Here is a 24,707-nt window from a genome sequence, read left to right on the forward strand (position 1 = left end):
AGTAACTGGTGCCCCTTCAGAGCTCAGGACTCCCCGTCTTTTTCTTTGCCATTTTCCTCACCCTTCTTATCCACCCAGAAGCGCCTCGTCCTTATGAACTGCCTCTCGCGCTCCATCAGGGCGACCAGGAGTGCATCCCCCTTATACTGGGCAAGAATCCTTGCGGCAGTATCAGGTCCGGTTCCATAGCTGGCAAGAGCTAAGACAGCGTCGAAGCCGTAGGAGTCTACGAGGTCCGCAGCCTTCAGCAGCTTTCTGTAAACCCTTTCCTCCTTTCTCTCAAGCGGTCTTCCGTGCCTGACCTTATCAAGAACCGGCAGGAACTCCTCCGCGTCTATCGGGTGGGCGACGGCCAGCATCTTCGAGCCGCAGCGGGGGCACTCCCTTTTTTTGATGCTTCTAAGGCGGGCAACCTTCGTCTTCGAGTGCCAGCCGCAGTTGGTGCATACTAAAACCACCTCGTGGTCTAGGAGTCTATTCCTAAACAGTTCAAGGATTTCGTCCCTCTCAAGCGCTCCGCTCAGAAGGAACTCTCCTCCAACGGTTACGTTCAGCTTTGCAAGCGTTGACGGCTCCCCTCTCAAAGCCGTCTTCACTCTCAGCGAGCCCCTCTTCAGCATCTCAAGAACAAGCTCTGCCTTTTTCACGTCGACTTTGTCGTGGTAGAGCTCGTTCAGGGTTTCCCTCTCTATCACCGTCCCCTCGAAGAGCCTCTCAACACGCCTTATCTTCGCGTCTCTCCGCAGAGCCCCGAAGCGCTTCGCAACGTTCAGCATCCTCCAGCGGTAGGCGTGAGAGTCTCTCAAAGCCCTAGCCACGATGAACTCGACGCTCTCCGGCTCCTGGTAGAGGTAGCGCTTGACTTCGTCGGGGTTAAGCTGGAATGGCGTCTTGAAGACTATCGCATGCGCTTGAGCCCTGACGGAGAAAACCCTTCCGTAGCGGAGGATTAGGAGTGAGTGGACTATCCTGCCTATCGCCTCGTTTGCCCTGTTGCCGAAGTCCGCGTGGATAACGAGCGCTTTCGGCGTGCTCTCCACGACTATATCGCGGTCCGTCGAGAAGGGTTCGCCCTTTATTTCTCCGAAGGCCCTCCTGAGCTCCTCCTCGCTGAACTCAACTCCTCCAAGGAGGGAAAGCGCGTTCTTGAAGTCAAATGCCAGCTCTCTCTTTAGCCTCCCAACGGCAAAGGCGACACTGAAAGGAACCGGTATCATCTCGCCCTCCCAGCTCGGTATGGCGCTCTCAATGCTCGAGCTCTCGCGCGCCTTGATGATCTTGGCCTCGTCGTCTATCTCCAGAACTATCCAGCTGCGCCCGTTCATGACGAAGTCCATCCCTTCCTCCAGATCCATGACGAACCTCTCGTCCAGCCTTCCGATTATGTGACCGCTCCTCGCGTCGAAAACCCGCCAGGAGACCTCGTCCGGTATCGTCGAGAGGTTCTCGTAGTAGTACTGGAACGCTCCCCTCCTGAGGTAGAGCAGGCCGGTTTCCTCGTCGTAGCCGATCAGGCGGGCATCTTCGAGCACCTTGAGAGTATCGAGATAATCCTCCCAGGTTAAATCCCTGTAAACGTAGGCCCTTCTGGCTATTTCATAGGGCCTCTCTCTCGGCAATCTCTTGTATTCAACGAGCAAGCCGACGACAAAATGTGCCAGAACGTCCAGACCGCCAATAGGCTCAACGGCCTCAAAGCGGCCTTCCAGCGCGTGCTTCGCTATGACTAGACTCTGGAGATAGTCCTCAACGTTGGAGGTTATCACGTAGGCCTCGCTGACCTCCCCAATGCGGTGCTTCGCCCTCCCGGCTCTTTGAACGAGCCTGTTAACCTGCCTCGGGCTCATGTATTGAATCACGACATCGACGTCGCCGATGTCTATGCCAAGCTCCATCGATGAAGTGCATATCAAAGCCTTTATCCTGCCTTCCTTCAGGCCCTTCTCGGCTTTAATGCGCGCTTCCCTGGAGAGCGAGCCGTGGTGGACTTCAACCGGTTTGCCCCAGGCCTTCAGCCTGTGGGCAAGGATTTCCGCGAACTGGCGCGTGTTCGTGAATATGAGGGCTTTACCGTGCCTCTCGACTATCTCCCAGAGGAGCCTCAGACGGGCGGCTATCTCCGGCGAGAGGCTCAGCTCCCGGCCGAGCTTTTCGTCTTCCTTGGTCGGAGTTGGATAGAGAACATGGAAGCGGTAGGCCTTCTTCCAGTTGGGCTTCACTATGACGTCAGCCTTCAGCCACTCCCTCACTTCCTCCTCGTTGCCGACGGTAGCGGTCATTCCTATCCCTCTAAAGTCCGCTATCTCCTCCAGGCGCTCAAGGCCGAGGAGGAGCTGGGCGCCGCGCTTGTTATCAACGAGCTCGGCTATCTCATCCACGATAACGAACTTGACGTTGGTCAGGTGTTTTCGGAGGGATTTGACTGTTAGAATCACGCCGAGGGTTTCCGGAGTTATTATGAGCATCTGTGGCGGGTTCTTGGTTTGTTTGGCTTTTCTGTATGCGGAGGTGTCGCCATGGCGCACCTCGACGGTTATTCCGAGTTTCTTCCCCCACCACTCGAGCCTTTCGAGGAGGTCGCGGTTGAGGGCCTTGAGTGGGGCGATGTAGAGAGCTGAAATCGGCTTTAGCCCATTCTCAAGGATTTCGTTGAAAACTGGAAGAACAGCGGCTTCAGTCTTCCCCGAACCTGTGGGGGCTATTATCAGAACACTCTTTCCGGAACTAACCTCGCGGAAAGCGTCCTGCTGGAGCCTGTTGAGCCTTCCAAAGCGCTCCTTTATGGCCTTCTTGAGGAGGGGGTGCATGTTTTCTACATCTGCGGGACGGTTTATAATTTCTACCGACCGCTAGCTTTATAAGTGATATATCGTTCGATAGGTCGGTGATAAAAATGAGGGTAGTCGAGAAGGGGCGGACATACGACTTGGCCTACGCAAAGAAGGCGATGATGGTGGTTGTCATCCTCCCTCTCCTCGTCATGTACACGGAGGCCATGCTGACACCCGCTTTACCAACTATCCAGAAGGAGTTCGCGATAAACCCAAACGACGTCAGCTGGATTCTGACGATTTACCTCCTCGTTGGAACCGTCAGCGTCGCCCTATTCGGAAAGCTCGGCGACATGTACGGAAAAAAGAGGATGTTTCTGGTAGCGCTCGCCTTCTACACCATTGGCGTCATTCTCAACGGCTTCGCGCCGAGCTTCAGATGGCTCCTTGTCACGAGAGCCATCCAGGGCTTTGGAATGGCCATATTCCCCCTCGCCTTCGCGCTCGTCCGCGAGGAGTTCCCGCCGAGCATGGTGCCGCAGGTCCAGGGGATGATAAGCGCGATGTTCGCGGTGGGTATGGTCATAGCCCTCCCGCTTGGGGCATGGGTCACCCAGAACTACGGGTGGAGGTGGACGTACCACTCGGCGGCGCCCTTTGCAGTCCTCATGTTCTTCCTCGCTTGGTACGTTCTCCGTGAGAGCCGCTACGTAAACCCCGGAAGGATCGACTGGGTAGGCGCGTTCCTTCTCACCGTTGCCGTTGTGCCAATGCTCGTCGCCGTAACGAGAGCTCCCAACGTCGGCTGGGCGGCGAGGGAAACGCTTATACTCCTTGGAATAGGTATAATCGGCACGATATTCCTCGTCCTCTGGGAGCGGAGAGTGGAAAACCCGATAATTCCCCTTCGCATCATAACCGCCAGAAACCCAGCCATAGCCAACCTGGGGATAATGTTAGCAGCCTTTGGACTCTCGATGATGAGCCAGGCAAACACCTACCTCCTCCAGATGCCGGAACCGTACGGTTTCGGAAAGACGATACTCCAGAGCGGCCTGTTAATGACCCCAATGGCCCTCGTCATGCTCATCGTTGCCCCGCTCGCCGGGAAGTTCATGCCGAAGATCGGAGCGAAGCCCATAGCAATAGCGGGTGCCCTCACCGGAAGCGGTGCCCTCGCGGTAATGTCCCTCTACGCAACGAAGATGTCGCTCTGGCAGTTCGTGACGATGATAACCGTCGTAGGGGTGGGCATAAACCTCATGAACATCTCCCTCATCAACGTGCTGGTCTTCTCGGTGCCGCCGAGAATGATGGGAGTTGCAACAGGCTCCAACAGCCTCTTCAGGAACTTCGGCTCAACCTGGGGGCCAGCCATAGCGGGAACGGTGATGAGCACCTACTACGCCCTCTTCCATCCGCCTGGGGCTCCCCCCTTCGTTAAAATAAAAATTCCAACAGAGAGGGCCTACGAGGTGCTTTTCGGCAGCGCCGCAGGGATTTATTTCATCCTTGCCCTGCTTGCTCTGGCCATCGTTGAGGTCATGAAGGGCGGAAGGATACGCGAGGTGGAAGAGGAAGGAGAAAAAGAAGTGGTCGTTGAATAATGGTTCTTTTTTCTTTCTCTTCTGTTCCCATTCATTCCCCGTAGAAAGCCTTCAAATACAGCTTCCTTATCTCCTCCGGTTTTGGTTCCACTGGATTAAACGCTATCAGCCCGTCATGGTAAGCCTTCTCCACCATCTCGTCGAGCTTTGCCGTGAATGTTTCTTCATCAACAAGGTCATTAAGCTTTGGAACCCCAAGCTGCTCGTTGAGCTCTTTGACCGCTTGTATCAGCTCCTCCGCGCTCTTCAGTCCAAGCTCTCTCGCTATCTCATCATAGCGCTTCCTCGCGTACTCGCTTCTCTCGGCGTTGAACTTCATCACGTAGGGTATCAATATAGCGTTGAGAAGGCCGTGCGGTCCCATCCACGCTCCCTTGTGGCTCATGGCATGTGCCAAACCAAGGCGTGCGTTGAGGAAGGCTATCCCAGCCATCGTCGCCGCGTAGTGCATCCTTGCCCTCGCCTCGGCATCACCTTCAAGGGACTTTGGAAGCCACTCGAAGACGGTCTTTATAGCCCGAATCGCCATCGCGTCGCTGAAAGGTCCCGCAACATTCGTCGTGTAAGCTTCTATCCCGTGGACAAGGACATCCAAGCCGGAGTTCCGGGCGACTTCCTTCGGCATCCTCCTCGGTAGCCTCGGGTCGAGAATAGCCACATCCGGCGCTATCTCCGGGGTGACTATGTTGTACTTGACCCCACCTTTCTTCAGCACGCTCGCGGCGGAAACCTCGCTTCCGGCGCCGCTCGTTGAGGGGACCGCTATGAGTGGAGTCTTTAACTTTGGAACGGGCTTTGGCTTCGAGAAGCGGTCGATGAATGCTATCTCCTCGAAGACGAGGTCAGGGGCATCGTAGAAGACCTTCAATGCCTTAGTCGTGTCGATGACGCTGCCACCGCCGAGGGCTATGAGAAGGTCAGGCTGGAACTCCCTCACCTTCGGCAGTAACTCCTCCACCGCCTCGACACTCGGCTCCGCAGGAAGGCCCGCTATGCTCATGGTCTCTGCGCCCGCTTCCTTAACGTAGTCCTCGGCCTCGCTCAGGAATCCTCCTCTCTTCATGGAACCTGAGGACAGAATGAGAACGCGCTCGTGGTTCCTGGCCTCGTTCTTGAGGCTCTCCAGTGAACCCTCACCTTCAACTATGCGGGTCTTAAGCCAGAACATGGGCACCACCAATGTTGGTTGATTGGTCGACTTTTAATCCTCTCGCATGGGGGAAGTACTGGGGGTGCAAAACTGCAACATGCGATGAATAGTTGCGTCAATGATGTCACCAATCCGAGTACTGTGCGTGGAAAGGATGAACCACCAGAGGGGCCCCAACAGGAGCTCGATTTCCAAAGGGTTTTTCTACCCTTGAGGTTTTAGTGTTTTCCATGAGAACGTTCATCATTAAGGCAAACACTACCGTGACTTCCCCGGACTTCTCGCTCAAAGACCTTCCCGGGACAGGAGGGAGGATAGATCTCCTCTGCAGGTTCCTCAACAGCGCATTCCTCCTCTCGCACGGCATAAGAAAGGACGTCAGGGTCTTCATGACGCTCTACGGCAAGCCCAATCCCCCGAAGACCGTCCACTTCGAAGGACCAAGACTGAAGGTTCGCCTCAATCCAGACGAGAGGAGCACGGCGTTAATCCTCAAGAGGGCCCTTAAGGCAGGAAAGGACCTGCGGGATCCCCTAAAGGAATTGGAAGTCTTCCCGGGAGTTTACGTCAGCAACATGACTTTCGAGGATGTGATACGGAGGGTAATGAAGGACTCGTCGCTCTACTACCTCGTCGAGGATGGAAAACCTATAACGGAAGTCAGATTTCCTCAGAACCCTGCATTCATTCTCGGAGACCACATTGGCCTCAGCAAAGATGATGAACGATTCCTTGAGGGCATAGTGGAGAAGGTTAGGGTGGGGAGGAAGAGCTACCTGGCCTCGCACGTAGTGGCTTTCGTCAACATCTGGCTGGATGGGATAGGACACAGAAATGAGAAAGGATAAAGAAAAGCCTCATCCCAGCTTGAATAGCTTCTTTAGATTCCTCTCGAAGGGCGGCCAGACCACGCCCCTATCGGTTATTATTCCAGTCAGGTACTTGTGGGGGGTGACGTCAAAGGCCGGGTTGTAGACGTCAACGTCCGGCGCTATCTTACAGCCGCCGCAGGTGAGAACCTCTTCCGGCTTGCGCTCCTCTATGGGTATTTCCTTCCCGCTCTTCAGGCTCATGTCTATCGTTGAGAGCGGTGCAACCGTGAAGAACGGAATTCCATGTTCTTTTGCCAGAACAGCCAAGGTATACGTTCCAATCTTGTTGGCGAAGTCCCCGTTGGCAACGATCCTATCTGCTCCGACTATTATCGCGTCAACTTTGCCCTGCTGCATCACAAAGCCCGCCATGTTGTCGGTTATCAGCTTGAGCGGAATTCCATCGTAGTGGTACTCCCATGCGCTCAGGCGGGCGCCTTGAAGGACGGGCCTTGTCTCGTCCACCCAGAGGAGCTTCAGAGCTCCATCGCGGTGCATGACCCTCAAAACGGCCCCAACAGTTCCGAGTTGAACCGTTGCAAGGCTTCCCGCGTTGCAGTGCGTTAGAACATTACCCTCGGGGAGAACATCCGCACCGTAGTGGCCCATCCTCAGGTTGGCCTCAACGTCCTCGTCGGCTATCTTTTGAGCCTCAGCAACGATGAGCTTCTTTATCTCATCAAGGCTATCCTCCATGTGCTCCTCAACCAGCTTCTTCACCCTGTTGAGGGCCCAGAAGAGGTTGACGGCTGTGGGCCTCGTGTTCTTGAGCCTGTCGTAGGCTGAGTAAAACCCGTTCATGAACTCGTCCTTGGTCTTGGCCTTCGTCGTGTCCGCGTAGAGTGCCAAACCGAAGGCGGCAGCAGCGCCTATTGCCGGCGCTCCGCGGACTTTCATCGTAACTATCGCATCGGCGACCTCGTCAACGGTCCTGAGTTCTATCTCCCTGAACTCCCTCGGGAGAAGGGTCTGGTCTATCATGATGACCTTTCCTGGCTCATATCTAACGCTCCTTGGTAACCTGGTGAGTTCTTCCGGCTTGTACCTGATCTCCATACCCATCACCCCAAAGTGTTTAAGGGAGGAACTTAAAGCTCCTTCGGTGAGCGGAATGGTGCTGAGAATATTCGTAACGGGGCCAGTTGGAGTCGGAAAAACAACGCTCGTTGAGCGGGTGGCTAAAGAAGCCGACCGCTGGGGCTACATCGTCGGCGGAATGATAACCCAGGAAGTGCGCAGGGGCGGAAGGCGCGTCGGGTTCAAGATAACTGCCCTCGACACCGGCGAGGAGGGAACCCTCGCCAGCATTAGGGGCACCTCACATCTCCCTGGCGTTCCGTTCGGGAAGTACATCGTCCACGTCGATGAAATCGAGCGCGTCGGCGTTTCTGCGATAAGAAGAGCCCTAGTAGAGGCAGACCTGATAGTCATAGACGAGATCGGCCCGATGGAGTACAAGAGCGACGAGTTCGCCAAAGCCGTCGGAGAAGTCCTGAAGTCGGAAAAGCCTCTTCTTGCGGTCGTCCACCGCAAATTTGCCGACAGGTTCAGACCGCTTGGAGAACTTCATGCGCTTAGCTTTGAGAACAGGAACGCAGAATTTGGAATAATTTTGGATAAGGTAATGAAAGAACTGAAGGGAATCAGAGGTTGAGGGAGTCCTTACAGCTCTCGCAGACCCACTTCTCTCCTCCTTCAATGTAGACCTTGTAGAGCGGGCCGTACTGACCGCAGATCTCGCAGATGCCGTAGACCTCGGTCTCCTCCTCCGTCTCTTCCTCTTCCTCACTGTTGTACGTGTTGAGTGCCGTGAGCAGATCCGCAGCCGTAACGAAGCCGATGGGTTTCCCGAGTCTGGTGACGAGGAGCCTTCTGACACCCTTGTCCATCATCCTGTCGATCGCGTCCTGGATGCTGTAATCGTCTTCGATTGTTATGGGGTTCTTGGTCATGACGTCCTTCACTTTGACCTTCTTCGGATCCTTCCCCTTGGCAACGACCTTGTCAAGGATGTCCCTATCAGTGATAATCCCTACGATCTCATCGTTTTCATCAACGACAACGGCACTTCCCACCTTGTTACGTGCCAACACCCTCGCGACCCTGTGCACGGTATCGTTTGGCTTTACGATTACTGCCTTTCTCTTGACCACCTGACCCACCGCGATCTCTGCCAACTCTATCACCCCATCAGTGGGGGTTACTCGCGACTCTTAAAAACGTTTTGGGATTTCCTCTTAAGAAGCCAGTATGCGACCAGAAAAACGATAATGAACGTTATTATTGCTAGATACAACGGAAGGGAACTCCAGTTAGAACCGTGAGTTTGGGCTACGCCGCTTACTGTGCCATTTGAAACCGTATGTAAGGGCGTGGTTGTTGCTGCAGGCGGCCTTGTGGTGTTGGTGCCTGTGATAACGAACTTGGATATGTTTTCACTCACCGAATAGCTCTCAGTGACGTTTGTGGTGTTTGTGATGGCGAGCGTCCCCGCGGGTTTAGCTCCAAGGAACCTCTTTGAAACTGCATACACGACGGTGGAGATGAAAGCGGCCAGTCCCAGGCTTATCACGTGGAGCCTTTCTATAGTGTGCAGTTTTTTGCTCACCTTCGTAGCATCGCGCCGGGGGACTATGAGGATCGGCCTGTTGGATGCACGGTAGAGCTTCACCTCTTGGAGCTTTTTGCCGTACTTCTTCCCTGCCAGTTCAACGAGTCCCACCCGTAGCATTCGCTCTATGTGGTAGCTGACCGTGGAGAGGGGGAAGTTAAGCTCCTCCGCTATTTGGGTTATCGATTTCGGCTCTTCCTCAATAGCGTGAAGAATGGCCAGTGCCTTCTCGTTTGTTATGATCTGCGCAAGAAGCTTCGCGCTTTCGTCGTTGATGTCTATGACATTGCCGTCTCCCACTAACGCCACCAGAATAAGATTGGGGACGATAGGTATTAAAACTTTCCACAGGTTCAAGGCGGCTTGAAGTAAAAGGGGTTAGAGTAAAAGGAAAGGGATTTAATCAGTTCACGGCTTCTCGAGAACGATCTCGATGGTCGAGGTGTTGGCAGTCCTGCCGTCGGCGGTCGGAAGCTCCTCGGTGCCGATCTTGATCTCCTTAACCCTGACCTCTGGGAGGAACCTGTTCCTGACGATCTCGGCGACGTCAACGGCCCTGCTGATAGCCCTACCGCGAGCCTTCACGGTGACCTCCTTGGCACCCTCGTTGAACTGGGTGATAACGGCCAGGACGTAGTTCATAACCGGCTTCTTTCCAATGTAGACAACGTGCTCCTCAGCCATTTCTGGCACCTCCGGAAGTTTTGTCGTTAGGCTATCGCCGGGATAGGGTTAAATACTTTTCGGTTTTCCCATCGACACGAAAGGGAGTTGCCCCTCTGCAAGGGGATTCCGCGAAAGGCCGCTTCACATCTTAACATTATTGTGCCAAAGAAAAGGTTTTAACCCCTTTAAATTGACATGTAGATGGTGATAAAATGGCCGTTCATCCGATCGACTACCGCTATGGAAGCGAAGAGATGAGGCGCATCTGGGACGAGGAGAACAAGCTTCAGAAGCTCCTTGACGTCGAGGCTGCCCTAGCGAGGGCCCACGCAAAGCTTGGCAACATCCCGGAGGAGAGCGCGAGAGTAATCTCTGAGAGAGCGAACACGAGATGGGTTAAGCTCGAGAGGGTTAAGGAAATCGAGGCGGAGATACACCACGACATAATGGCGGTAGTTAAAGCTTTAAGTGAGGTCTGCGGCGAGCATGGCAAATACGTCCACCTAGGTGCAACTTCAAACGACATAATAGACACCGCGAACGCGCTCCTCATAAAGGAGAGCCTTGCTATAGTCGAGAGAGACCTAAGGGAGCTGCGCTCAGTCCTCAAGAAGCTAGCGAAGGAGCACAAGTATACCGTCTGCATCGGAAGGACGCACGGTCAGCACGCCATCCCAACGACATACGGCATGAAGTTTGCGATATGGCTTGATGAGGTGCAGAGGCACATAGACAGACTCAACCAGCTCAAGGAGAGGATCCTCGTGGGTCAGATGAGCGGCGCGGTTGGAACCATGGCGAGCTTCGGAGAGAAGGGGCTTGAGATACAGAAATTGGTTATGGAAGACCTTGGTCTCAAACCAGCGAGGATAAGCAACCAGATAATACAGAGGGATGTTTACGCCGAGCTCATGGCCTTCCTTGCCATCGTTGCCTCAACTCTCGACAAGATGGCCCTAGAAATCAGGAACCTCCAAAGGACCGAGATACTTGAGGTCAGCGAGCCCTTCGGGAAGAAGCAGGTCGGCTCTTCAACCATGCCTCACAAGAGAAACCCGATAAGGAGCGAGAAGGTGAGTGGCTTAGCTAGAGTTCTCTACTCCAATGTGATCCCCGCTTTGCTGAACAATCCGCTCTGGCACGAGAGGGACCTTACCAATTCCTCCGTCGAACGCGTTGTTCTACCAGAGAGCTTCGTTCTCCTCGATGAGATGCTGAGGAATATGATAAAGGTGCTCTCTGGCCTCGAGTTCTTCCCGGAGAACATAAAGAGGAACCTCTATATGACGAGGAACCTCATAATGGCCGAGCCGCTGATGCTGAAGCTCACCGAAAGGGGCATGGGGAGACAGGAGGCGCACGAGCTTGTAAGGAAGCTGGCCATGAAGGCCTTCAGCGAGGGCAGAGACCTTCTTGAGATCGTGAGGGAGGACAAGACCGCGAGGGAGCTCCTGAGTGAAGAGGACTTCAAAGCACTAAAGCCTGAGAACTACATTGGGCTTGCACCGCGGATAGTGGACAATGTAATCGCGTTTATAGAGGAGAAAGAGCGGGAAGAAGTATCTAAAGGCCAGTAATCTTTCTTTAGGCCTTTCTACTGCCTTTTTCTTTGGGCATTCTTTTAGAGTATTTTCTACAATTTATCTCTCAGATTTCTCAGTGAATTATTACATTTAGTATTCTTAAATCTGAAACCTTAGATAAGATGTTTTTCATTTATTTTAATATAAAAATAAAATAATAATATAAAATATCTAATTTTTATTAATATTATGGCTTTTAAAATAAACCTAGAAATCTAAAGTTGTTTAAAAACTATTATAAATAGTAAAAAATGGTAAATTTATACTACTTAACAATGTTAAATGAACAAAGGCGAGCATTTGGTTGCCTGGAATGTTGGGATGCCAAGAACGTCAATTGTTCAAGTGTGAAGCCCGCTATTACATGACCAGTTTTCTATTACAATGAAAGGTAGTTATCCACCTGATGAGGGCATCCAGTATGCCCATTTAGGAAACTACCGATATCATATTGATCTGCCTCCCTGAAATACTTAATAAAAGCCAGAATGCAAGGAGGACTGTGATCATTTTTCACTATGCTTGTTATAAGAAGCCCAAGGCCTACCCCAATTATCCGCGAGCACCTTCTAACACCCATCAAAGTTAGAAGGAAAGCTGAGGTCATGAAATAATCAAGAGATAAAACCCTTCTCAGGAGGTTAGATGGAAGGTCCTTTTGGAACGTGTCTGAAGGGAAATGTTGAGGGTACTGTTTGCAGCGCTGTTAAAGGCCCTATGGCCGCAACTAGGCAGATAGTTTACTCAGCTACACATTATTGGGGTACCAATGATAAACGTCGTCTCCTCAGAGAACCCGTCTCCTCAATTTGGCTTTTCAACTGCATTGAGCTTCCTAATTAATTAGATATCGCTTTGAAATTGAGTAGTTGATCAGGAGATACAAGAAATCCCTCTGCATTGAGGGGTTTTAAAAGTTGAGTTTATGGCTTCCGTAGCTTTAACCCTCGAATGACTGGATGGGTTTTTGTTCCTGCTGTCCTCTTGCTTAATCCGTGAGCACTTTCCGTGGTGTTTTTCTTCCAGCAGATCTAATAAGAGCTTCTTGAAAAACTGTTCCCATCTCTGCTTGAATGCCCCATTAAGTGCTCGTTTTTGTTCTTTAGTTTTAGATATAATGTATCTTATATGACAAACTAAAGTACAGCAAAGAACATCAAAACAAGGGGGAGCTCACAACCATAATAGCATCTAAATTGGAGTCCATGAAATATAAGAGAGGCCACGCCACAATACCCCAATGGGGGCAGAAACCGGGGCAGATACATAATGGCCTTGTACCACAGTCAGACATTATATCTCAAACCCTGTTCCTGAGGCATGGTACAAAGCAACCTCAACAGATTTGAGGCGGTACTCATACTGTAACAAGGCCATGGACAGGTTCGAGGCCTTTTCTCAAACGTAGGGGAGGACTACAATGAAGCCAAAAACTGATATCCCACCTGAAATTGCCGTTAGGTACCTTCACTTATCTCACTGTGTAGCTGAGATACGGAGGCCCAGGTTGAAAGCCTACACAACCCGTGCTGACTCTCAGCCGTTTATCGAGGTGAACCGACAGACAAGGAAGTTGGAGCTGGTTAAAAAAAGCCCGCCCGTACGAGGAATGGTAGGGTTATAGTCACCGTCACAGGCCAGTCTGAGCTTGAACTGGTGACGGGTAAGCCGCTAGAGTGGGGCTCCGCGCGTGTTATTCTAAATCCAATTGCTAGGTCGGCACTAGCCCGATCAATAACCACCTTTGCTCGTAACCAAAAACTGGTGGTGTAAGAGCGGGCTTTAATTGAAAAATTTCCATTACCCCCAACGGGTTCCCATTATGGTATCAAGCTAAGGTATCAGTGAATAATGAATTAATTTTTTTATTTTTATAAAGTTAGAATTTTAAGTTTAATATAAGTATAAAATTGCCATTTTTTAACATTTTTAAAAATAATTTAAATAATGGCTATCAAATTTTCAAAATTTAAAACTATAAAATGTATAAATTTAAAACATATACAAAAATTCTAAAAAAATATTTTAAATAATTATTAATATTACGTTTTAATAATGTAACAAATCACAGAAAAATTCATGACATAAGAAAACGGGAGGGGTACAAGAACAAAAATCCAATATGTTGAAAAATCTACAAGAAAGCGCTAAAGCGGGGCTATATGCTAACCGATTAGTATTAAAACGATGGGAGAGTATTCTTATGGAGGGTGAGGGTGATGAGGTTACCATCACATAAGACGAAGATAGTGGCTACGATAGGTCCAGCGTCGAGGGATAGAAAGACTCTAGAGTCGCTGATAAAGGCCGGAATGAGCGTTGCCAGAATAAACTTCTCCCACGGCACGTTTGAAGAGCACAGGGAGACTATCAAGAGAATAAGGGACGTTTCTGTCAGACTTGGAAGACGCGTTGCCATACTCGGGGATCTCCCTGGGGTCAAGATCAGGGTGGGTGAGATCATAGGCGGAAAGGTGGAGCTGAGGAGAAACCAGACGGTAACTCTAACGATTAGGGACGTTGAGGGCATGGAAGGAATGATCCCCGTGGAGTTCAAAGAGTTCCCGAGGCTTGTGTCCCCAGGGGACACCATCTACCTGAGCGACGGCTTCATAGTTCTCAAAGTGGTTAAAGTAACGGGAACGGACGTTGTCTGCAAGGTTTTGGTTGGGGGCGTCTTGTATTCTCACAAGGGAATAAACGTTCCAAATGCCAGGATACCCCTAGAGGCAATAACAAAAAAGGATCTCGAGATTCTGGAGTTCATGATAGAGAACGGCGTCGACGCTGCGGGAGTAAGCTTCGTCGGTTCTGCCTACGACATCCTGAAGGTCAGACACTTCATAAGCGAGAGGGGAGGCAACCTCTTCATTGTGGCCAAGATAGAGCGCCCGGATGCCATCAGAAACTTTGACGAGATACTCTCAGCCGCGGACGGAGTGATGATAGCTAGGGGTGACCTGGGTGTGGAGATGCCTATTGAGAAGCTTCCCATACTCCAGAAGAAGCTCATAGAGAAGGCTGTCACTGCTGGAAAACCGGCTATAGTCGCAACGCAGATGCTGGAGAGTATGACTGTGGAGAAATTGCCAACGAGGGCCGAGGTTACAGACGTTGCCAACGCCATCCTCGACGGTGCCGACGCCGTTATGCTCTCGGAGGAGACCGCAGTGGGCAAATACCCTGTGGATGCCGTGAGGATGATGGCAAGGATAGCAAGGGCCACCGAGGCCTACAGGGAGAGCTTTGGAAACGTGAGGATGCTTGAGTGGAAAGAAAAGATTCCAAAGAGGGGAACGATAAAGGACGCGGTTACTAGGGGCATAATAGAGGCTCTCCAGGTAATCGATGCAAAATACATCCTCACTCCCACAAAGAACGGCTACACTGCGAGGCTGATTTCAAGGTTCAGGCCAAAACAGTGGATCCTTGCCTTCACCAAAGACGAGAGGGTGGCAAATGGGCTTATGTTCAGCTACGGTGTCTATCCCTTTGTTGTTGAAAGCGACAATGAGTGCGAGATAGTACGCCTTATAAAGGGCCTGGGATTGGTGAAGGAGGAGGATACAGTTCTCTTAACAAAGGGGGCACCAATCGGAAAGACCGTTGGAACGAATACGATAAGGATATTCCAGATCCCGTGAGGCTTGTTTTCTTTTTGATTTTTCTTGAATTTTCAAAAGGAAAATAAAAAGTTGGTAGTTTTTAGATCTTGATCCTCTTCCACACGGTTCCCTGCGGCGTGTCCTCGAGCTGGATTCCAAGGTTTCTAAGCTCGTCTCTTATCTTGTCGGCCAGGTCGAACTTCCTCTCCTTCCGGAGCTGGGCACGGACGTCGATGAGGAGCTTTATCAAAGCTTCCTCCTCTCCGGCCTTTTCTTCGCGGAAGTAGTCTTCGAAGATTCCGAAGACCTCGCTGACAATCTTGAAGAACTCCCATGCCTTCCGCAGGATGCTCTCCTTCGGCCTCTCGACCTGGGTAAGGTAGCGGTTCACGGCGTTGCTTACCTCGAAGACTGCCTTGAGGGCTTCAGCCGTGTTGAAGTCGTCGTCCATAGCATCGTAGAACTTCTTCCTGCCGTCCCTTATGGCTTCGTAGGCCTCGAACTCCTCATTATCCCACTTGAAGGATATCTCCGCCCTCTCCATAGCCACGCGGATGTTCTCAAGGGTGTTATACAGGCGCTCAAGGTTGTTCTTGGCATGTTCAAGGCCCTCCTCCGTGTAGTCGAGAGGTGAGCGGTAGTGTCTCTGAAGGACGAAGAGCCTTATTACCTCCGGATCGTAGCGCTCCAGCGCTTCCCTAATCGTCACAAAGTTGCCGAGACTCTTGCTCATCTTCTCGCCGTTCACCATGAGGAATCCGGTGTGCATCCAGTAGCGAACCCACTCGTGGCCGGTGCACGCTTCCGTCTGCGCTATCTCGTTCTCGTGATGCGGGAAGATTAGGTCGCTCCCTCCCCCATGGATGTCGAAGCTCTCGCCGAGGTATTTCGTGCTCATCGTGGAGCACTCGATGTGCCAGCCGGGCCTTCCCTCGCCCCAGGGACTCTTCCACTTGGGTTCGCCAGGCTTGGCCTTCTTCCAGAGGGCGAAGTCCTCGGGGTTCTTCTTGCCCTCGCCCGGCTCAACGCGCGCTCCCTTAACGAGCTCCTCAACCTTTATCTTGCTGAGCTTTCCGTAGTCCTTGAACTTCCTGACCTCAAAATAAACGCCATCGCTTCCCTCGTAGGCGTAGCCCTTCTCCTGGAGCTTCTTCACGAAGTCGATGATATCGTTAATGTGCTCGGTGACGCGGGGGTATATGTCCGCCGGTTTAACCTTGAGAGCTTTCATATCCTCAAGGAAGTATTTGAGAAACTTCTCCGCGAGTTCCTTCGGGTCTTCGCCAGTCTCGTTGGCCCTCCTAATTATTTTATCGTCTATGTCCGTGAAGTTCATGGCCATTAGGACAGTATAACCCTTGTGCTCGAGGTAGCGCCTTATCACATCGAAGGCAATGTATGTCCTCGCATGGCCGATGTGGGTGTAGTCGTAAACCGTTGGACCGCAGACGTACATCCTGACCTCGCCTTCTCTCAGCGGCTTGAACTCCTCCTTCTGCCTCGTTAGGGTGTTGTATATTTTTATGGCCATTTTCTCACCACCGGGACAACTTCACCGGGAGTTTTATTAGGTTATCGCCGTCCAAATATGGGTAGAACGTCGCGGCAAAAGCTTAAAAGTGGTGGCCTTAAATGCCACTCAGGAATTAGAGGAGGTAATGATCATGACGAAGGTTCAGAAGGGAGACGTCGTAAGGCTTCACTACACCGGAAAGGTCAAGGAAACCGGCGAGATATTTGACACTACCTATGAGGAGGTTGCCAAAGAGGCCGGGATCTACAGCGAGAAGGGTATCTACGGCCCGGTTCCAATAGCGGTTGGGGCGGGTCACGTTCTCAGGGGATTGGATGAGCAGCTTGAGGGCCTTGAGGTCGGGAAGAAGTACGAGATAATCGTCCCGCCCGAGAAGGGCTTTGGGAAGCGCGATCCCAAACTCATCAAGACCTTCACCCTCGGCCAGTTCAGGAGAAGGGGAATGTACCCGATTCCGGGGATGGAGATTGAGTTTGAGGGCAGCGACGGGAAGAAGCTTAGGGGAAGGGTTCTAAGCGTCTCAAGCGGAAGGGTTCGGGTTGACTTCAACCACCCCTACGCCGGCAAACATCTCGTCTACGAAGTCGAGGTCGTTGAGAAGGTGGAGGATCCTATAGAGAAAGTCAAGGCCATGATAGAGCTTCGCCTGCCGATGGTCGACAAGGAGAAGGTCGTAATAGAGGTGGGGGAGAAGGACGTCACCGTGAACTTCAGCCCTGTACTGGAGAGCGTCGATAAGAACACGCTCGTCCTCGGCGAGATACTCCTTGAGAGCGACCTCAAGTTCATAGGCTACGAGGAGGTCAAGTTCAAGCCGACGGTTGAGGAACTCCTAAAGCCATCTGAAGCGGGGGGAGAATCTGAAGAAGCCGGGGAAGGCGAAGAAAACGAAGGCACTTCAGAATCTCCGGAAACCGTTGAGAATGCCACGGAAACCCCACAAGAGGAGGGAAAAGAGGGCGAGGAAACAGTGGTAGAAGACGAGAAGGTTGAGGAGGTCCCGTCTGAGGGCTCTCCACAGGGAGAAGCGTCCGTAGAGGCCCCGGGAGAACAATCCCACTCTGAGGATGAGCAGGAGGAGTGATCCTTCTTCCTTTCTCTTCCAATTTCCGCGAAGTTTATAATGTTCGATGCAGAATTCTTCAGAAGGTGAGAGTATGCCTGCCCTGAGTAGGGAGAGATTTGAGGTGTTGATCCGGGATCTCACCAGCAGGTTTTCACAGGCCGACGAGAAGAAGATACGCGAGGTTCTCCCGGCTTTCGCCAGGGTTACTGAGATCCCAGTTTCTTATCTGAATCCCTCGTCGCGGTATCATCCCGTCCTTATCTTAAAGAAGCGCTTTGGCAACTTGGAAAAGGATGTCAGAGTTTCCCTCGTTGATTTCAGGATACTCAATAAGTACAACATGCCAGGGTGGAGGAGGGAAGTCGAGTTCAGGCTCGACAGGGATGTTGTTCTGAGGGAGCGGGTTGGAGGTGTAGAGGCCCTGCTCATTGGGGATCCCTCACTCGTCTCTCGCATGAGGGACGCGGTGGTGAGGATCCTCCAGCAGATGAACTTTAGGCCGAGAAACTTTGTGATGTTCTACAACCAGATCTACATGGACTTTGGCAACAACAGGTTCATCCACATCGAGATCCTGGGAAGCGACCTCCGCCTGAGGCTTGTAAACCTTAAGTTCACGGACGCCAGCAGGATCCTTGGAAAGGCCATCCCCTACATGGACTCCGTCTTCGGCAACAAGAACCCCGAGTTCTACAAGCTCCTTTTCGTCTACGCCTCTGAAACCACCGGGAGCTTTGACTGGTTCTTCCACAGGTATATAATGCCCAGGCTGAACCCTGAGCAGAGGGAGTTTCTGAACGAGATGCACGACTACCACAACTTTCTGAGGCTCCTCTACACCTACGTTGCAAGGCTCAACAAAGATCGTCTTGGGGACGAAGTTGGCATCAGGGTTGTCAGGAGGGCGAACCCCAACAGGCCCCTGGAGATAGGCATAGCCTTCACCAACAGGGGCATTGAGGTGAAGAGGTATCCGAGCACGACGACGATAAGCTTTATGGTGTAACTTATGGGTGTTCGGAGAAATCCCTATGTTCTTTTTCTTATCCTTCTGCCGGTTTCTTTTGTACCCCGACTCTTTGGGGGCTTCCTGGAAAGCTGGGCCCTCTGGCTGACTCTGTGGTACCTCATCATCCCGCTAGTAGTTTCCCTCTCTCTCGGCTTCAAGCTGAGGGATCTTGGACTTGCCCGTCCAAGTGGAGGATGGAGGGCTTTCGGTGTCCTACTGATGCTGGCGGTCGTTCTCAGCTTTGCCGGCATCTTCGTTCCTTCCATGAGGGGTTACTACCCCCGATTTGCCTATTCGAGCTGGTGGGAGTTTGGGGAGAAGGAAATGATTATGGGTCTCGTAATGTTTGCCCATGAGGCATTTTTCAGAGGCTTTCTGCTATTCCCCCTGGTAAGGGAGAATAAAGAGCTCGCCATCCTTGCTCAGGACATTCCGTACACTCTGGTACACCTTGGCAAACCCGGGGTGGAGGTGCCGTACTCCTTCTTCGCTGGCATCGTTTTTGGGTGGCTTGATTTAAAGTCTGGAAGCTTCCTTTTGAGCTTTCTGCTCCACTGGCTCGGCTCGGCGTTCTTTGACTTCCTCTGTGCCCTCGTTAAGGCGGGAGTGATTCCGCTGTAATCCTTCAGAAAAGTTTGGAATGAGAGAAAAAAACTTCACTGGAGCATTCCCTCAAGCTTCTCCACGAACTTGATGCTTCTCCTGAGGTCTGCGAAGTATTCCTTGGCCTTCTCCACGTGCTCCTTCTCGACCTTTCCACCCCTGGCAAGTATGCTGGCTGGTGCTAGAAGCTGGACTGCATAGCGCAGGCTGGTCTTCTCGCCGAGCTCAGCTAGGTATTCAATTGCCTCCTCGCTTATCTCAATCTTCTCTTCCTTCGCGCGGATCTTTACTATTTCCCTGACCTCCTCCTTCTTGTACGGTTCGGTGTTTATTATGAGGAGCCTGTCGAGCATGTCTATGGGGATCCCGTGCGGAGCTTTTATGTCGGTGCCCCTTATCGTCGTCATGCCCCTGTTTGTGGCCAGGATGAGTATCGGCGCGAGTTCGCTTTCCATGGCCCTTGCCAGGAACGAGAACGCCTCGATATCGAGCATGTGGCACTCGTCGATGAAGAGAACTCCCGGAACGAGAACGGCCCTTCCTTCCTCTATCCACTTCTTGACGGTTTCATCAACCCTGCTCCTGACTTCATCACTTATCTCTGCCCCCGTGCTGAAGAGCAGGCCGAATATGTTGCCGCGGGCGTTTGCAACGTCTAGGTCGTGAAGTGTGACGGTGTAGGTGAACTCCTTGATCTTGAGAACCGGGCCGCTCGGGAGGTTGACCTTCTTCTTGAAGAAAAGCCCCTCTTCCTCCTTCGTTGTTCCAACCTTGGATATCCTGCCGGTTTCGGCATCGATCTGGATAACGTCCCCTTCCTCGATGTCGCTCTCCATGAGCTGGTAGGCGATCTCCCTGCCCGCCCTTATCGTCTTCTCGTCGTCCTTGGTGCGGAGGGTTATTATCACACTCTCGGGTATCTCAACGTAGGGGTTGAAGGGGTGCTTGGTCTTCCTGACCTCTATCTTTTTGACCTCTCCCTCGTAGACCTTCCTCTCCTCGCTTATCCTGACTCCGATGGCTCGTCTCATGGCCTGCTTAAGGAACTCCGTTTTGTTCACCTCACTTGAGTAGATCTCGCTTCCAGCTATCTGGACGAAGGGCACATCTTCGCCTAGTTCCCTGGCTATGCCCATGGCTATGGCTGTTTTACCGCTTCCCGTAGGGCCCGCCAGCAGTATTCCCTTGCCGGCCAGTTTGCCCTTCTTTATTAGCTGGACCGCTATTCCAGCCGCTTCCCTCGCCTTAACCTGTCCCACCATTCCGTCGGCCATGAACTTCGCCTTGCCGTTCTCGTCGAGGCCGAGGCCCCTTATGTGGGAGTGCATCCCCACCCTCTCGAGGCTCCTTGGCGCGGCCACTTCTTCGATGATGGGCATGGTCTCACCCCCTTTATCTTTCCAGAAGTTACTAAAAAGGGGATGGGTTTAAAAATTTGACGGGCTCAGGCCGTCGATCCCGGGCATCGTTCACCCCAAAGGCCAATCTCATCATAGCCTTGAATAGTTAAAGTGAGGGGATTTAAGTGTTCCTCTTAAGGATCACCCATGCCACCCGTACTCACCTATCAGTGGAACGAACGCAACGCCGCCGTGGTTTTTGACCCTTACCGATTCATCTGGGAGCTTAATAACTTCCAAAAGATCCTGCCAGAGGTGGTAGTTTCCCACGGGAATTATCAACTTTCCGCCCGGCTTCAGCTGCTCAACGAGCGGCTTTGGAATATCCGGTGCCCCTGCCGTAACTATGATCCTGTCGTAGGGAGCTTTAGGGGGAAAGCCCTTCGTCCCATCCCCCTGGATGACGTGGACTCTGTGGGAATAACCTGCCCTCTCAATGTTCTTCCTTGCGAACTCGACCAGCTCAGGAATCCTCTCGATGGTGTATACGTCGGTCTTCACGAGCTCCGCTATCAAAGCCGCGTTCCAGCCGCTCCCGGTTCCAATCTCCAGAACTTTCATTTTGGGCCTCAGTTTAGCCAGCTGAAGCATTATGACTACCATATGCGGGGCGCTTACCGTCTGGCCCGCGGGGATTGGGAGGGGTTCATCAACGTGTGCGTATCCTCTGTACCTCTCCTCAACGAAAAGATACCTTGGGATCTTGAGAAGGGCCCCTTTGACTTCCCCATCTTTCAGGATCTCCTCAAGTTCCAGCCTTTTGACTGTCTTCTTCCAGAGTCCCTTCAGCTCGTCCTCATCCATAGCTATCACTCCAAAATTAGGATGAGGATGGCTTAAGGTTGTCCCTCAGAGGGCGCTGAAGAGGACACCGAGGAGCTGGGTTTGGCTTCCTCCGCTCGTAATGCCCATCATCCTCTCCATTAGAACCTGACCGGCGTACATGCCCGCGGCAAAGATCCAGAGGAGTATCACGAAGTACTTGAGGGCGACTATCCAGTGGCCGCCGTCGGCGGTCTTTATAGCGAGGGCGGAGAGGAGAGAGTGGATTATCATTATCGTAAGCATAACGTACATGACGAAGCTCATTCCAGTCGGCGGAATGACGTGGATTATGTCGCCTATGTACTCCGTCGGGATCTGGAGCTGGCCGAAGAGAGTGTTTATAGACGCTGCGACCTGAAAGGAGGCCGCAAGGGCAAAGGCGAAAGAGGCCGTGAGTCCGTAGATTATACCTATGAAGCTGGCCATGCTCTGCTGCCTCTTTCTCCTCAGCCTGACCAGCCGCTCGAAGTTCCTGCTTATGACCAAGCCAACGTAGTCGGGCTCGGCACCGAGCCTTATTGCCTCCCTGAATATCTCGGAGAAGATTCCAATGAGCCAGCTTCCGGTTCCGGCTATGAAGAAGTCCCAGGCCCTCTCCCGGTCCACTCTGATTGCCAGCCGCCTGTAGAGGGCCCTTATGTCGTCGGTAAGCGATCCAAAGTCGTGGGCGCTTAGGTACTTGAGGACGAGGACGAGGGAGGTGCCGCTCGCGGCCAGTGATGAGCTCAGACTCCTTATGAATGCGGCGAAGTTCTCGTCCTTTCTAAATATTGACTCTTCCTCCTTGGCCGCGAGGTGGCCAACGTAGTAGAGGGGGGTGAGCACCAGGGCCACTACGAAGGGCTTGGGTATCTCAAACCGCGGTCCTATGAAGAGATAGTACGCTAGGCCGGTTATGACGATCCCAAGAACGGAGATCTGAGCCGCCCTCTTCAGGCGCTTCATTCTCTCGGTCTCTATCCCCTTGGTGCTGGCCCATATCGGATCCTCCGGCATTCTGAACTTTATGACTAGGAAAACACCTATCTCAGCCGCCAGGATGATTGCCAGGGTGTAGAGGGAGAGCTTTCCTATATCCTGACCCGTGATCAGGGGTCCTATGATGATGAAGCTGGCCATGAAGACGACGGAGATGATTATTGACTCATAGATCTCTTTGAACACGTCCAGATCGTAGAGGGCGCCCTCGTAAAATGTCTCGTAGTCGTCCATAACTGTTTTCTGCTCTTGGAAGAGGTACTCCTTCATGTCGACACCGCTGTCGAGGGAGTATGCCAGCCTGTCGAGGAAGTCCGCGAAGACCTTGCTCGGGGTTCTTCTCGCGAGAAAGCGGAAGGCCTCGGGCATGGATCTGTGGAGCTTTTCCACGATCACGTAGACTTTCTTGAGCTCGCTGGCTATTGCCCCTAGCTTTGGATCGTGGGCGAGTATCCTTATCAGGTCGGACCTCCCCATCTCGCTCGTCGAGAGGACAGCGAAGTAGGTTATGAAGTAAGGAATGTGGGAGTTTATCGAGATCTTCTTTGAGTCAGCCACTATGTAGGGGTAAACCGCGGCGTATATGAGGAGAATGACCGGGATGGAGTAGAGGAGGAGTGAGAGGGCGGACGATATCATCAGAAGGTTGGAGAATATGGCCGCGACTATGAAGAGAACCGCTGAAATGGCCACGTAGGGTATGAGGATCTTGCGTATGTAGGTCTTCATGTCAAGGTCTGCCTTGGTGAAGATGCTGATCTTTCCGTCGCTCACCTGGATCCCCCCTCAGATCCTAAAGCTCAGACCCTCGATACCGCGCTGGTAGAAGGCCTTGATCTCGCGGTAGACGTCCCAGTAGTTGGTTATGCCCAGCTCTCCCATCCTCTGGAGAATTCTAGCCCTAAGGAAGAGTTCGTTGTAAATCTCTTTGGGGTCCTCGTAACCCGCGACCTCTGCTATCTTGTTCTCAAGGATGTAGGAGTTGTTGAAACCGCGGAATATGTGCTTGTCAGCCACAGGGTCCCACTCAAAGACGTTCCTCGTCGCAACACCGCCGAGCTCCTCGTAGTAGCCCTCTATCTCAACGACGCTGATCGTCCTTCTGAGGAACTTACCCTTGACGTAGACGGCCTGCTGGAAGACGGCTATGTTGAGGTTGTCGATGAAGGTTATCGGGACGTTTATAGGGGAACCGGTGAAACGCTGTATCATCTTCTTGATGTCACCTGCGTGGAAAGTGCTCATGACCGGGTGGCCGGTCTGCATTGCTTGGAAGGCTATGGCACCCTCGGCACCACGGATCTCACCGACGATGATGTAGTTCGGCCTTGAACGCAGTGCCGCCTTCAGGAGGTCGAAGAGGGTGACCCTGCTCTCCTCCGGGCCCCTCTCACGCGTTATGAGCCTCTGCCAGGTTGGATGCGGCACCTGAACCTCCGGCGTGTCCTCAGCGGTGTAGATCTTTGAACCCGGCTTGATGAAGGGTATTATCGAGTTCAGGAGCGTTGTCTTACCTGAAGCGGTCTCACCGCAGACAAAAACACTCATGCCGTATTCAAGGGCTATCCACAGGTACGCCGCGACCTCAGCGCTCAGGGTTCCCCAGTTTATAAGCTGGACGATGCTTATCGGGGTGGCTGAGAACTTACGGATGGTGGCGCTCGGTCCCTTGAGGGAGATATCCGGGGAGTAGATTATGTTGATACGCGAGCCGTCGGGGAGGGCGCCGTCGACTATCGGGTTCCTGTCGCTGACCGGCCTTCCTATGCGCTCCGCGATGTTCTTGAAGTAGTCGGCCAGCTTAACGTTGTCTCCGAAGGTGATGTTGGTTGGTAATGCCTCGAATATCTTGTGGACGAGGGAAACGTAGTTCGCACCTATGATGTGGATATCCTCTATGTACGGATCCCTTGCTAGGGGTTCGAGGGGACCGATTCCTATGATATCCCTCTTGATGAGGTAGCGGAACTTCTCCATCTCCTCCTTGGTTATCGTGAAGGCCTCCTTTGTCCCCCCTATTTTCTGCTTGCTTTTCACCAGTGCCAGAACAGCCTCATCGAAGAGGGAATCTAGGAACCTCTCGAACTCTTCCTGATCCTCTGGAATTTCCCTGGTTGGAGCTATCTCAAGGATCTTGTCTTTAACCATCTCGTACTTCCTTTCTTCGTTTATGTTCTCGATCCTGGGCTCGATGACTATGTACTTTTTCTCTGTTTTAGGGTCGCCGTATATGTGGATGAATATTGGATCTCCGACGGGATAGAGGATGTTGGGGTACATTATGTCCTTCATGTCTCTGCTGAGCTGGGCGTAGAACTCGGGCAGTTTTCCGTATTTTTTCCTGAAGTTTTCCACGTACCTCCTGAGGTGTGGGTTTCTCTGCATGGCATCTTCCAGGGTGTCGCTCTTGATCATCTGCGCGGCCAT

Annotated in this window: 19 protein-coding genes; 8 read left to right on the plus strand and 11 right to left on the minus strand. The window is 52.4% G+C overall.

Annotation, left to right across the window (positions count from 1 at the left end):
* Positions 1–23: 23 nt before the first annotated feature.
* Positions 24–2,807, minus strand: a complete 2,784-nt coding sequence (locus A3L09_RS04380) for a DEAD/DEAH box helicase (protein ID WP_088857802.1) — start codon at positions 2,805–2,807, stop codon at positions 24–26.
* Between the two features lie 86 nt (positions 2,808–2,893).
* On the opposite strand from A3L09_RS04380, the gene A3L09_RS04385 reads away from it, so the two are divergent.
* On the plus strand, positions 2,894–4,378 hold the full coding sequence (locus tag A3L09_RS04385; protein WP_088857803.1) for an MFS transporter: 1,485 nt from the start codon (positions 2,894–2,896) through the stop codon (positions 4,376–4,378).
* Positions 4,379–4,409: 31 nt separating this feature from the next.
* Here the strand turns inward: A3L09_RS04385 and A3L09_RS04390 are convergent, their stop codons facing one another.
* The gene (locus tag A3L09_RS04390) at positions 4,410–5,546 is read right to left on the minus strand and encodes an iron-containing alcohol dehydrogenase (protein ID WP_088857804.1); all 1,137 of its coding nucleotides are present in this window, start codon (positions 5,544–5,546) and stop codon (positions 4,410–4,412) included.
* Positions 5,547–5,758: 212 nt separating this feature from the next.
* On the opposite strand from A3L09_RS04390, the gene trmY reads away from it, so the two are divergent.
* Positions 5,759–6,376, plus strand: a complete 618-nt coding sequence (gene trmY, locus A3L09_RS04395) for a tRNA (pseudouridine(54)-N(1))-methyltransferase TrmY (protein ID WP_088857805.1) — start codon at positions 5,759–5,761, stop codon at positions 6,374–6,376.
* A 9-nt stretch (positions 6,377–6,385) separates the two neighbouring features.
* Here the strand turns inward: trmY and mtnA are convergent, their stop codons facing one another.
* Positions 6,386–7,456 carry an S-methyl-5-thioribose-1-phosphate isomerase gene (gene mtnA, locus A3L09_RS04400; protein WP_088857806.1) on the minus strand — a complete coding sequence of 357 codons (1,071 nt, stop codon included), beginning with the start codon at positions 7,454–7,456 and terminating at the stop codon, positions 6,386–6,388.
* A gap of 55 nt (positions 7,457–7,511) precedes the next feature.
* On the opposite strand from mtnA, the gene A3L09_RS04405 reads away from it, so the two are divergent.
* Positions 7,512–8,054 (plus strand): NTPase, encoded by a 543-nt coding sequence (locus tag A3L09_RS04405; protein WP_088857807.1) that lies wholly within the window; start codon positions 7,512–7,514, stop codon positions 8,052–8,054.
* On the opposite strand, the gene A3L09_RS04410 is transcribed toward A3L09_RS04405, so the two are convergent.
* The 3 genes from A3L09_RS04410 to albA form a co-directional block, all read right to left on the minus strand.
* Complete coding sequence (locus A3L09_RS04410; protein ID WP_088857808.1) at positions 8,044–8,577, minus strand: CBS domain-containing protein; 534 nt, start codon at positions 8,575–8,577, stop codon at positions 8,044–8,046. The genes A3L09_RS04405 and A3L09_RS04410 overlap by 11 nt on opposite strands.
* Positions 8,578–8,600: 23 nt before the next feature.
* The gene (locus A3L09_RS04415) at positions 8,601–9,320 is read right to left on the minus strand and encodes an ArsR/SmtB family transcription factor (protein ID WP_335755351.1); all 720 of its coding nucleotides are present in this window, start codon (positions 9,318–9,320) and stop codon (positions 8,601–8,603) included.
* A gap of 99 nt (positions 9,321–9,419) precedes the next feature.
* On the minus strand, positions 9,420–9,695 hold the full coding sequence (albA, locus tag A3L09_RS04420) for a DNA-binding protein Alba (RefSeq protein ID WP_010477671.1): 276 nt from the start codon (positions 9,693–9,695) through the stop codon (positions 9,420–9,422).
* A gap of 194 nt (positions 9,696–9,889) precedes the next feature.
* Here albA and purB point away from each other — a divergent pair, with 194 nt between their 5' ends.
* Together purB and pyk are read left to right on the plus strand one after the other, a co-directional pair.
* A complete protein-coding gene (purB, locus tag A3L09_RS04425) occupies positions 9,890–11,254 on the plus strand; it encodes an adenylosuccinate lyase (protein ID WP_088857810.1) in 1,365 nt (454 codons plus the stop codon).
* 2,225 nt (positions 11,255–13,479) lie between these two features.
* Positions 13,480–14,904, plus strand: coding sequence for a pyruvate kinase (gene pyk / locus A3L09_RS04430; protein ID WP_088857811.1), 1,425 nt, complete (start codon positions 13,480–13,482; stop codon positions 14,902–14,904).
* 61 nt (positions 14,905–14,965) lie between these two features.
* On the opposite strand, the gene cysS is transcribed toward pyk, so the two are convergent.
* Positions 14,966–16,396, minus strand: a complete 1,431-nt coding sequence (cysS, locus tag A3L09_RS04435) for a cysteine--tRNA ligase (RefSeq protein ID WP_088857812.1) — start codon at positions 16,394–16,396, stop codon at positions 14,966–14,968.
* Between the two features lie 133 nt (positions 16,397–16,529).
* Between cysS and A3L09_RS04440 the strand changes: the two genes are divergently transcribed.
* The 3 genes from A3L09_RS04440 (at position 16,530) to mrtA (ending at position 19,095) form a co-directional block, all read left to right on the plus strand.
* Positions 16,530–17,483, plus strand: a complete 954-nt coding sequence (locus A3L09_RS04440) for an FKBP-type peptidyl-prolyl cis-trans isomerase (protein ID WP_088857813.1) — start codon at positions 16,530–16,532, stop codon at positions 17,481–17,483.
* A 73-nt stretch (positions 17,484–17,556) separates the two neighbouring features.
* Positions 17,557–18,471 (plus strand): hypothetical protein, encoded by a 915-nt coding sequence (locus tag A3L09_RS04445; RefSeq protein WP_088857814.1) that lies wholly within the window; start codon positions 17,557–17,559, stop codon positions 18,469–18,471.
* Positions 18,472–18,474: 3 nt separating this feature from the next.
* Entirely contained in the window at positions 18,475–19,095 is a 621-nt protein-coding gene (mrtA, locus tag A3L09_RS04450) for a CPBP family archaeomyxosortase MrtA (protein WP_088857815.1), read from the plus strand.
* Between the two features lie 35 nt (positions 19,096–19,130).
* Here the strand turns inward: mrtA and A3L09_RS04455 are convergent, their stop codons facing one another.
* The 4 genes from A3L09_RS04455 to A3L09_RS04470 form a co-directional block, all read right to left on the minus strand.
* A complete protein-coding gene (locus A3L09_RS04455; protein WP_088857816.1) occupies positions 19,131–20,456 on the minus strand; it encodes a RuvB-like helicase in 1,326 nt (441 codons plus the stop codon).
* 162 nt (positions 20,457–20,618) lie between these two features.
* Positions 20,619–21,281, minus strand: a complete 663-nt coding sequence (locus A3L09_RS04460; RefSeq protein WP_088857817.1) for a protein-L-isoaspartate(D-aspartate) O-methyltransferase — start codon at positions 21,279–21,281, stop codon at positions 20,619–20,621.
* 45 nt (positions 21,282–21,326) lie between these two features.
* On the minus strand, positions 21,327–23,054 hold the full coding sequence (gene flaJ / locus A3L09_RS04465) for an archaellar assembly protein FlaJ (protein WP_088857818.1): 1,728 nt from the start codon (positions 23,052–23,054) through the stop codon (positions 21,327–21,329).
* Between the two features lie 12 nt (positions 23,055–23,066).
* On the minus strand, positions 23,067–24,707 hold the full coding sequence (locus tag A3L09_RS04470) for a type II/IV secretion system ATPase subunit (RefSeq protein ID WP_088857819.1): 1,641 nt from the start codon (positions 24,705–24,707) through the stop codon (positions 23,067–23,069).

This window comes from Thermococcus profundus, from assembly GCF_002214585.1.
GTDB classification, from domain to species: Archaea; Methanobacteriota_B; Thermococci; order Thermococcales; family Thermococcaceae; genus Thermococcus; species Thermococcus profundus.

Excerpts from the sequence above, each read along its gene's own strand:
- A3L09_RS04380 (WP_088857802.1), bottom strand. The coding sequence starts at position 2,807 with ATGCACCCCCTCCTCAAGAAGGCCATAAAGGAGCGCTTTGGAAGGCTC.
- A3L09_RS04385 (WP_088857803.1), top strand. The coding sequence starts at position 2,894 with ATGAGGGTAGTCGAGAAGGGGCGGACATACGACTTGGCCTACGCAAAG.
- A3L09_RS04390 (WP_088857804.1), bottom strand. The coding sequence starts at position 5,546 with ATGTTCTGGCTTAAGACCCGCATAGTTGAAGGTGAGGGTTCACTGGAG.
- trmY (WP_088857805.1), top strand. The coding sequence starts at position 5,759 with ATGAGAACGTTCATCATTAAGGCAAACACTACCGTGACTTCCCCGGAC.
- mtnA (WP_088857806.1), bottom strand. The coding sequence starts at position 7,456 with ATGGAGATCAGGTACAAGCCGGAAGAACTCACCAGGTTACCAAGGAGC.
- A3L09_RS04405 (WP_088857807.1), top strand. The coding sequence starts at position 7,512 with ATGGTGCTGAGAATATTCGTAACGGGGCCAGTTGGAGTCGGAAAAACA.
- albA (WP_010477671.1), bottom strand. The coding sequence starts at position 9,695 with ATGGCTGAGGAGCACGTTGTCTACATTGGAAAGAAGCCGGTTATGAAC.
- purB (WP_088857810.1), top strand. The coding sequence starts at position 9,890 with ATGGCCGTTCATCCGATCGACTACCGCTATGGAAGCGAAGAGATGAGG.
- pyk (WP_088857811.1), top strand. The coding sequence starts at position 13,480 with ATGAGGTTACCATCACATAAGACGAAGATAGTGGCTACGATAGGTCCA.
- cysS (WP_088857812.1), bottom strand. The coding sequence starts at position 16,396 with ATGGCCATAAAAATATACAACACCCTAACGAGGCAGAAGGAGGAGTTC.
- A3L09_RS04440 (WP_088857813.1), top strand. The coding sequence starts at position 16,530 with ATGACGAAGGTTCAGAAGGGAGACGTCGTAAGGCTTCACTACACCGGA.
- A3L09_RS04445 (WP_088857814.1), top strand. The coding sequence starts at position 17,557 with ATGCCTGCCCTGAGTAGGGAGAGATTTGAGGTGTTGATCCGGGATCTC.
- mrtA (WP_088857815.1), top strand. The coding sequence starts at position 18,475 with ATGGGTGTTCGGAGAAATCCCTATGTTCTTTTTCTTATCCTTCTGCCG.
- A3L09_RS04455 (WP_088857816.1), bottom strand. The coding sequence starts at position 20,456 with ATGCCCATCATCGAAGAAGTGGCCGCGCCAAGGAGCCTCGAGAGGGTG.
- A3L09_RS04460 (WP_088857817.1), bottom strand. The coding sequence starts at position 21,281 with ATGGATGAGGACGAGCTGAAGGGACTCTGGAAGAAGACAGTCAAAAGG.
- A3L09_RS04470 (WP_088857819.1), bottom strand. The coding sequence starts at position 24,707 with ATGGCCGCGCAGATGATCAAGAGCGACACCCTGGAAGATGCCATGCAG.